At 49.8% G+C, this 8,113-nt stretch carries 8 protein-coding genes; 6 read left to right on the forward strand and 2 right to left on the reverse strand.

What is annotated here, in order from left to right:
* Window positions 1–446, reverse strand: a 446-nt coding sequence (locus tag EGV91_RS16505; RefSeq protein ID WP_135505659.1) for a YkyB family protein, incomplete at its 3' end; no start/stop codon positions are given.
* Between the two features lie 137 nt (window positions 447–583).
* On the opposite strand from EGV91_RS16505, the gene fadH reads away from it, so the two are divergent.
* The 6 genes from fadH (at window position 584) to EGV91_RS16535 (ending at window position 6,239) form a co-directional block, all read left to right on the forward strand.
* Window positions 584–1,351 (forward strand): 2,4-dienoyl-CoA reductase, encoded by a 768-nt coding sequence (fadH, locus tag EGV91_RS16510; protein WP_135505672.1) that lies wholly within the window; start codon window positions 584–586, stop codon window positions 1,349–1,351.
* Between the two features lie 122 nt (window positions 1,352–1,473).
* Window positions 1,474–1,917: a cyclic-di-AMP-binding protein CbpB gene (gene cbpB / locus EGV91_RS16515; RefSeq protein ID WP_135505660.1), complete on the forward strand. Its 444-nt coding sequence runs from the start codon at window positions 1,474–1,476 to the stop codon at window positions 1,915–1,917.
* Window positions 1,918–1,986: 69 nt separating this feature from the next.
* Window positions 1,987–3,462, forward strand: coding sequence for an MDR family MFS transporter (locus EGV91_RS16520; RefSeq protein WP_135505662.1), 1,476 nt, complete (start codon window positions 1,987–1,989; stop codon window positions 3,460–3,462).
* The gene (locus EGV91_RS16525; protein WP_135505664.1) at window positions 3,455–4,330 is read left to right on the forward strand and encodes a LysR family transcriptional regulator; all 876 of its coding nucleotides are present in this window, start codon (window positions 3,455–3,457) and stop codon (window positions 4,328–4,330) included. The genes EGV91_RS16520 and EGV91_RS16525 overlap by 8 nt, the downstream gene beginning before the upstream one ends.
* A gap of 66 nt (window positions 4,331–4,396) precedes the next feature.
* Entirely contained in the window at window positions 4,397–5,110 is a 714-nt protein-coding gene (gene dapD, locus EGV91_RS16530; RefSeq protein ID WP_135505666.1) for a 2,3,4,5-tetrahydropyridine-2,6-dicarboxylate N-acetyltransferase, read from the forward strand.
* Window positions 5,111–5,123: 13 nt separating this feature from the next.
* On the forward strand, window positions 5,124–6,239 hold the full coding sequence (locus EGV91_RS16535) for an N-acetyldiaminopimelate deacetylase (protein ID WP_135505668.1): 1,116 nt from the start codon (window positions 5,124–5,126) through the stop codon (window positions 6,237–6,239).
* Window positions 6,240–6,303: 64 nt separating this feature from the next.
* Here EGV91_RS16535 and EGV91_RS16540 read toward each other — a convergent pair whose 3' ends face one another.
* Complete coding sequence (locus EGV91_RS16540; protein WP_135505670.1) at window positions 6,304–7,497, reverse strand: MFS transporter; 1,194 nt, start codon at window positions 7,495–7,497, stop codon at window positions 6,304–6,306.
* Between the last annotated feature and the right edge of the window lie 616 nt (window positions 7,498–8,113).

Below are 8,113 nucleotides of genomic sequence, written 5' to 3' on the forward strand. Positions count from 1 at the left end.
TTTTTAGGTGAATAAAACCGGTCAGCGTCTCTCGGCTGGTAGGTTTTGGCGAAAGGCGCTTGGGGAGTTTCTTTCTTTTGCGGCTGAAGGCCAGTGAAAGAGCTGAGGATCTCCTTGGCGGTTTTCAGGTTCATCCTGCTGGGTGGATTCCGATAGGATTCATCCAACTGGCCTAAATGGTCAAGCTGTTCAAAGTCTTCTTTTTTCGGAAGCATGTGAAAATAGTAGTTTCCGCATTGAACGAGGACTGATGATTGTTGTTGGCTTTTCCGGGGATTTTTGCTGAAGTGAAGACCGATTTTTTTGGCGCGGTTTTTGTTGATCATCGCCGATAAGGCTTCTTTTTTCAAGGCGTATAAATACTGGTTGTCAGGGGCGGTTTTCGCGTGCCGGTTGACGGTGAAGATAGCTTGGGCAATTTCCGCATCCGTTTTTTGTGTAGCCATGGACCCATTCCTTTCTGTAGTTGGAATTTGCTTAATTAAGCATGTCCATCATACCAAATAAATGGGAACCTGTATACTGGACGGGCAGCGGCGCCGGATTGAAAAATACCACATAAAAGGGGATTGGGAAAATGGAAATGTTCAAAGGGCAGACGATTATTGTAACAGGCGGATCGAGCGGCATGGGCTATCATATGGCAGAACGTTTTGCAAAAGAAGGTGCGAATGTCATCATCACGGGGCGCGATATGGAAAAGTTGAATGCTGCTGTCACATCAATGGAAGCGCTTAATGGTTCTGTGGAAGTATTCCAAATGGATGTCCGTGAACCGGAACACGCAAAAGCGATGGTAAGCTTCGCACACGAGAAATTCGGGCGCATCGATGGCCTGGTCAATAATGCGGCAGGCAATTTCATCGTCCACGCAGAAAAGCTGTCGCCTAACGGCTGGCGTTCTGTCATTGATATCGTATTGAACGGCACGTTCTTCTGTTCACATGCGGTCGGTAATTACTGGATTGAAAATGGCGCGAAAGGAAATATCCTGAACATGCTCGCCACCTATGCATGGAACGCTGGAGCAGGTGTTGCCCATTCTGCGGCCGCCAAAGCAGGCGTCATGTCATTGACCCGTACATTGGCAGTGGAATGGGGCACGCAATACGGCATCCGGGTCAACGGCATTGCACCAGGGCCGATTGAACGCACAGGCGGAGCCGATAAATTATGGGAATCCGAGAAAGCGGCAAAACGCACACTTGAATCTATTCCGCTTGGACGCCTTGGGAAGCCGGAAGAAGTGGCGGAACTGGCAGCGTTCATCATGTCAGAAAGGGCTTCTTATATGAACGGGGAGATTGTCACATTGGACGGCGGACAATGTCTGAACAAATTCCCGTTCTAGAAAATTCTTACAGTTTATTCGCCAAATGCAAAGTGAAAAATAGTTTCGGCTACCGTAATATGTTATGATGAAAACGACCGGAATTAGGTTGGCTCGTTTATGAAGTTAAAGGAGTAGAGTACATGATTTCATTACCTAGCAAAGATTTTCTTGATATGCCAATCGAACAATTCATCATTTCTTCTGAAAAAGTTGCCCATGTCCAAGTCGGCAATAGCGCAGAGCACGCATTATTGGTTTTGACAAAAACAGGCTATTCCGCGATTCCCGTACTGGATCCGAAATACCGTTTTCGCGGTTTGATCAACGCCCAGCGTATAACTGACGCCATTCTGGGGCTCGACCACATTGAGTATGAACGGCTGCCTGACATCAAAGTAGACGATATCATGGAGCGGGATTTTCCGCTGATCCATATTAATGAACGCTTCCGGCGGGCATTGGACCTGCTGATTGACCAGAACTTTTTATGTGTCATCGATGATGATGGAATGTTTATGGGGATTTTGACTCGCCGAGTCGTCCTGAAACAATTGAAAAAGCAAATTTACCAGTTAAAAAAATAAGAATCGGATAGCCATTTGAGGTCTCATTGCGAGGCCTTTTTTCTGTCATCAAGAGAGAGGGCATAATATATGAAAAAAACAAATCGTCCGCTGGTGCTGGCGTCCGTCATGCTGGCGATGTTCATCGGGGCAGTGGAAGCGACGATCGTCTCGACCGCGATGCCGAGCATATCTGCAGAGCTTGGCGGATTTTCCAAATACAGCTGGGTGTTTTCGGCGTACCTGCTGATGAGTACGGTTACGGTACTGCTGTATGGGAAGCTATCTGATATTTTTGGCCGCAAGCCGATATTCGCTGTCGGGATCATCTTGTTTCTGATCGGTTCGCTTCTTTGCGGGCTGGCAACATCAATGGACCAATTGATCTTATTCCGCTTTGTCCAAGGAATTGGAGCGGGAGCTGTATTGCCGATTGCCACGACAATCGTCGGAGATATCTACACGAATGAAGAACGTGCGAAAATACAAGGCTATTTGTCGAGTGTCTGGGGAATTTCCGCAGTCACCGGACCTGCAATTGGCGGCGTCTTAGTGGCGACAGTCGGCTGGGAATACGTATTCTGGGTCAATATCCCACTCGGCATTCTGGCGTTGCTGGGAGTGCTGTTCTTTTTGGTGGAACCGGTGAACCATAAGAAACCGGCGATCGATTTCGCTGGAGCAGCTCTTCTGACGCTTGCGCTGTCCATGTTCCTTTATTGGCTAGTGGAAGGCGGCGTCGGTTTCAGCTGGGCATCTATTCAGTCATTCTTGCTATTCGGCGGGGCGGCGGCCATTTTCACCCTGTTCGTTTTTGTGGAGCGAAAAGCGGAAGATCCGATGATGCCATTTTCCATTTGGCGCAATAAATCGATTTTATTCGCGAACTTGGTTTCCTTGTTTACAGGCATTATCCTAATTGGCGTGACGAGCTATTTGCCTGCCTACGTCACGGGCGTCATGGAACAGTCCGCGACAATTGCCGGGTTCACGCTGACCGCGATGTCGATCGGCTGGCCGATCGCCGCGTTCTTTTCAGGCAAGCTGCTGCTGAAAATCGGTTATTTCCAAACCTCGCTGCTTGGCGGCGTGTCATTGGTTATCGGCACCGTCTTGTTCGTCCTGATGCAGGCAAGTTTCGGCCCGTGGTGGGCGGCGATGTCGAGCTTTTTCATCGGCGTCGGGATGGGGCTTACTAGCACCGCGTTCATCGTTTCGATCCAATCGGCGGTTTCCTATGAACAGCGCGGCTCCGCGACTGCTTCAAACATTTTTATGCGGAATCTAGGGAGTACGATTGGCGCAGCATTGTTGGGGAGTGTATTGAATGTGACGCTGCTGAATTATTTCCGCAGCACCGGGGAAGATCTTACGCTGAACTCGGTCAACGAGTTGCTGACAGAGAAGAGCCGGGCAGCGTTATCCCCGGAGACAATCAGCGTGCTGCAGGAAGGGCTCGAATTAGGATCTCAGAACGTTTACGGGTTGACCGCGGTTTTTGCCTTGATCAGCTTGCTGCTGATTTTTGGGCTGCCGCGAAAGAGAGGGCTGAAAAGCGATGGCTAATGAAGAACTGATCATCAAAGTGCTGGCGGAAGAAGGCAATATGCGGAAAGCGGCTGAACGGCTGTTCTTGTCACAGCCGGCTTTGTCGCAGCGCCTGCAGTCCATCGAGAAAGACTGGGGGCAGCAATTGTTCATCCGCTCGCAGAAAGGGTTGACGCCGACGCCTGCGGGAGAGCTTGTCATCAATTATTCGATTGACATGATCGAGCGAAAAGAAGAGGTATTCGAGATTCTTCATACATTGACGTCTAAAGTCCACGGTACATTGAAAATCGCCTGCGCAACAATCATTGGCCAGAATTGGCTCCCGAAAGTGCTGAAAGATTTCGTCACGCTTTATCCGGAAGCGAAAATCCAGCTGATCACCGGATGGAGTTCGGACATCGTCCGTGCGCTCTATGAAGGCGAAGCGCATGTCGGCATCGTCCGGGGACAGACCGATTGGAAAGGCACGAAGATGCATTTATTCCGCGATACGCTGTATTTGGTCGATAAGGAAATCACTTCGCTCGAACAAGTGGAAAAGACGGAACGGCCGTTCATCCAGTTTAAAAGCGATTCGAATTATTACGAGGAAATCCAGCAATGGTGGCAAAAGCATTTTTCCTCAAGCCCGAAGCGCCAAATTACGGTCGACCAGATTGAAACGTGCAAGCAAATGGCCGTCAACGGCATTGGCTATGCGATTCTGCCTTCCATCACGCTGACCGGGACCGAAGGCGTCCACAAGATTCCGCTGTCGAGCAGCGCGGAAGAATTGGAGTTGACTCGCGATACGTGGCTTATCGGCTACGAATCCGCATTCCAGCTGCGCCAAGTAGAAGCATTTGTCGATATCGTGAAAAAACATGCCGCTTTATTAAGCTAAAGTACTGAATTATTATTCTGAATCCGTTATAATAACACCATCACTCATAGAAAGAGGTTTTAATTGATGAAACAAATGGATGCAAATGAAATTATCTCGTACATACAGAATGCAACAAAATCAACGCCAGTCAAAGTATATGTTAAAGGGCAAAACGTTGCTTCTTTGGACTACGGCACAGGCTCTAAAGTTTTCGGCGAAGGCAATCATGCCATCGTGTTCGGCGAATGGGCGGAAGTGCAAAAAGCACTTGAGGCGAATAGCGCAGCTATCGAAGATAGTGTAGTGGAAAATGACCGCAGAAACTCAGCGATTCCGTTATTGGATATGAAAAACATCAATAGCCGCATCGAGCCAGGCGCATTTATCCGCGAAAATGTGGAAATCGGCAATAATTGCATCATCATGATGGGCGCTGTCATCAATATCGGAGCGGTCATCGGCGATGGCACAATGATCGATATGGGCGTTATTCTTGGCGGCCGTGCGACTGTCGGCAAAAACTGCCACATCGGAGCAGGCGCAGTCCTGGCTGGCGTGATCGAGCCTGCATCAGCGACTCCTGTCATTGTAGAAGACAACGTCATGATCGGTGCGAACGCAGTGGTATTGGAAGGCGTACGCATCGGCGAAGGCGCAGTAGTTGCGGCGGGCGCGATTGTCATCGAAGACGTTCCAGCCAACTCAGTAGTAGGCGGCACACCAGCGCGCGTCCTTAAATTGATGGACGAAAAAACGCGTTCGAAAACCGAAATCAAACAAGAACTTCGCCAGTTATAAGAGGCGATTTGCGATGGATTTAGTAAAAATCAGACGAGCTTTGCATCAAATACCGGAAATCGGATTCCAGGAAGTCAAAACCCAAGCGCTCTTGAAAAGCATCATCCAGGAGCTTCCGCAAGCGCGCCTGGAAGTGGTGGAATGGAAGACCGGATTGGCAGTAAAGGTTTCCGGCACGGCCCCGAGCAAATTGATCGGCTGGCGCACGGATATCGACGGTTTGCCGATTACGGAAGAAACGGGACATGATTTTGCGTCGGTCCATCCAGGGCGCATGCATGCATGCGGCCACGATGTCCATATGGCGGTTGCGCTCGGTTTGCTGGAGAAGTTGGCCGACGAGCCGATCAAAGATGACGTCGTGATTTTGTTCCAGCCGGCCGAAGAAGGGCCAGGCGGGGCATTGCCTTTCCGGGAATGGCTGAAAGCTGACATGCCTTCATTTTTGCCGGACCGAATTTTTGCCCTGCACATCGCGCCGGAAATGCCAGCAGGAACGGTATCGACAAAGCCGGGCTTGCTGTTTGCCAACACCTCGGAATTATTCATCGACCTTCAAGGCAAAGGCGGCCATGCCGCTTTTCCACATCATGCGGAAGACATGGCGGTGGCAGCTGCTTCGCTATTGCTTCAGCTGCAGACAATCGTCAGCCGCAACGTCAACCCGATGGATTCCGCGGTATTGACGGTCGGCAAATTCACTGCAGGGACCGTCCAGAATGTCATCGCGGAACACGCGCGGCTTGAAGGGACGATCCGCACCTTGAATTTGGAATCGATGCAGAACATGAAGTCCCGCATTGAAGCACATTGCCGCGCAATAGAAGAAGGTTTCCATTGCCGAATCACCATCGATTACGGCTCAAGTTACCTGGAAGTGAATAATGACGAAGAATTAGCCGAACAATTTCTGCAGTTTGCCGGTGCTTATAAAGGCGTTTCAGCAAAGCGCGCCGAAGCGGCGATGACTGGAGAGGATTTCGGTTATTTCACCAATCAGATTCCGGGCCTCATGTTTTGGGCGGGTGTCGGTTCTCCTTACGGCCTTCACCATTCCAAATTGGATCCGGATGAAGCGGTATTGGCAACGCTGCCGCAATTCATCTATGAATATTTCAAAAGCCAATAAAAACAGACAGACAGCCACTTGGCCGTCTGTCTGTTTTTTTCATTATAGCCACTCGATTAGGCCGTCAGCTGGACCGGCTTTCAGCCAGCAATTGGCGTTTTCGCAATGACCACGTATTTGCCAGGAAGAAGCAAGTAATCAAGATGGCTGTTCCAAAAATATACGGGAAACTCATATCGATATCGAAAAGGATTCCGGCAAGCGCAGGCCCGATCATGTTCCCTAAACTCATATAGGCGTTGTTCATGCCTGCGGCAAATCCCTGTTCATTGCCGGCTAGTTTGGAAATGAGCGTATTGATGGCCGGACGCAGCAGGGAAGCTGCTGTAAAGAAAATGGCCGATACCAGCAGGATCGTCCAGAACGTGTTGACGAAAAGTACAGCAATCATCGCTGCGGCAGAAACCAGCAGGTTGACCAAAATAACTTTCATTTCGCCGAAGCGCTTGAACAGCCGGTCGATGACGAATGTTTGGACGATGACGCCGACAAAACCGCCTACGGTGATGAGCACCGCGATTTCCTTCGGCGTAAAGCTGTATTTCTTATCGACATATAAAGCGATCGTCGATTGGAAATTGGCCAATCCGAATGCGAAGATGAACATGACAATCAGCATCACGAAGTAAGGCGTATAGGTGGACCTTTTCAATTGCTGCAAGAGATTTTCGCGTTTGGCGGGGGCAGCTTCGATTGTCGGAGCAACGTCCGGCAAAGCGAATTGCGAAATCACGGCTGCAATCAAAGCGACTGCGGTTGCGACGAAGAACGGAAATTGCAGGCTGACTTCTGCGAGAAAGCCGCCGAATCCAGGGCCGACCATAAAGCCGAGCGACATCGAAGCCCCGAGAAGCCCCATTCCTTTGCCGCGTTCATCGTAGGTGGTGATGTCCGCTACAAAAGCCATCATCGGCGGAATCAGGAAAGCAGCCCCTAATCCGCTGAAAAAGCGTGCCAAGTATAAAATCCATAAATCGGAAGCAAGGCCGAAGACCAATTGAGATAAGCCGAAGATGATTAAGCCGATGATGATCAGTTTCTTGCGGCCGTATTTGTCCGAAAGTTCACCGGACAGCGGAGAAAACAGAAATTGTGCCAAGGCGAAAGTGGCAATCAATGTGCCGAGCGCTTGGCCGGCAACCCCGAATGTATCGAGGTATTCGGGCATGATAGGGATGATCAGCCCGATGCCGCTCATCGCGATGAACATATTGAACATCAGCACATATAAAGCGAATTTATTTGATTTTTGGGCCATCGTCGATCCTTCTCTCTTATTCTTTCGTGTGTCTAAAAGTTTACCACAACGTCATTTAATACAATACCCGGAAGCCAAAGAAAAAAACAGGCAGAAGCTCCGCCTGTTTTAATAGCTTGTTGAGAAAGGTAAATTTTTTTCTGATGGAGCTGATATTCCGCACAACAGCTTCGCTTGCCGCGGGCGAGCGCCAAGCCTCCTCAGTCGCTGCGCTTCTTGCGGGGTCTCGGCTGTCTCGCTATCCCGCAGGCGTCTCCGCTGTTGTGCTCCATATCTGGAGAATGCGAGAGAAACTGCAGAAAGAGTATCTTTCGTGTGCTTTGGTAAAAGAAATAACGCTCTAAATAGAAATACTTTTAAATGAAGCGGAAGGCGGCGACTCCAGCGGGCAAAGCCTGAGCAGAAGGCCCCGCAGGAAGCGAGGTTTGAAGAACCTCGTTTGCGACGAAGCTAGCGCAGCGATGCAGGAGCAGCTCTTTTTCCAGCGACGAGGAGACTGAAGCCAGGCCCGCGGAAAGCATCCGTCTGAAGCGAAATGCCAAACAATCAACTAAATGTTTCAACAGTATGAAAAAAACAGGCAGAAGCTCTGCCTGTCATTTTTCCATATCCATTT

The organism is Planococcus koreensis (assembly GCF_004761975.1).
In the GTDB taxonomy this organism is placed as follows: domain Bacteria; phylum Bacillota; class Bacilli; order Bacillales_A; family Planococcaceae; genus Planococcus; species Planococcus koreensis.

Excerpts from the sequence above, each read along its gene's own strand:
- EGV91_RS16525 (WP_135505664.1), top strand. The coding sequence starts at position 3,455 with ATGGCTAATGAAGAACTGATCATCAAAGTGCTGGCGGAAGAAGGCAAT.
- dapD (WP_135505666.1), top strand. The coding sequence starts at position 4,397 with ATGAAACAAATGGATGCAAATGAAATTATCTCGTACATACAGAATGCA.
- cbpB (WP_135505660.1), top strand. The coding sequence starts at position 1,474 with ATGATTTCATTACCTAGCAAAGATTTTCTTGATATGCCAATCGAACAA.
- EGV91_RS16535 (WP_135505668.1), top strand. The coding sequence starts at position 5,124 with ATGGATTTAGTAAAAATCAGACGAGCTTTGCATCAAATACCGGAAATC.
- EGV91_RS16520 (WP_135505662.1), top strand. The coding sequence starts at position 1,987 with ATGAAAAAAACAAATCGTCCGCTGGTGCTGGCGTCCGTCATGCTGGCG.
- fadH (WP_135505672.1), top strand. The coding sequence starts at position 584 with ATGTTCAAAGGGCAGACGATTATTGTAACAGGCGGATCGAGCGGCATG.
- EGV91_RS16540 (WP_135505670.1), bottom strand. The coding sequence starts at position 7,497 with ATGGCCCAAAAATCAAATAAATTCGCTTTATATGTGCTGATGTTCAAT.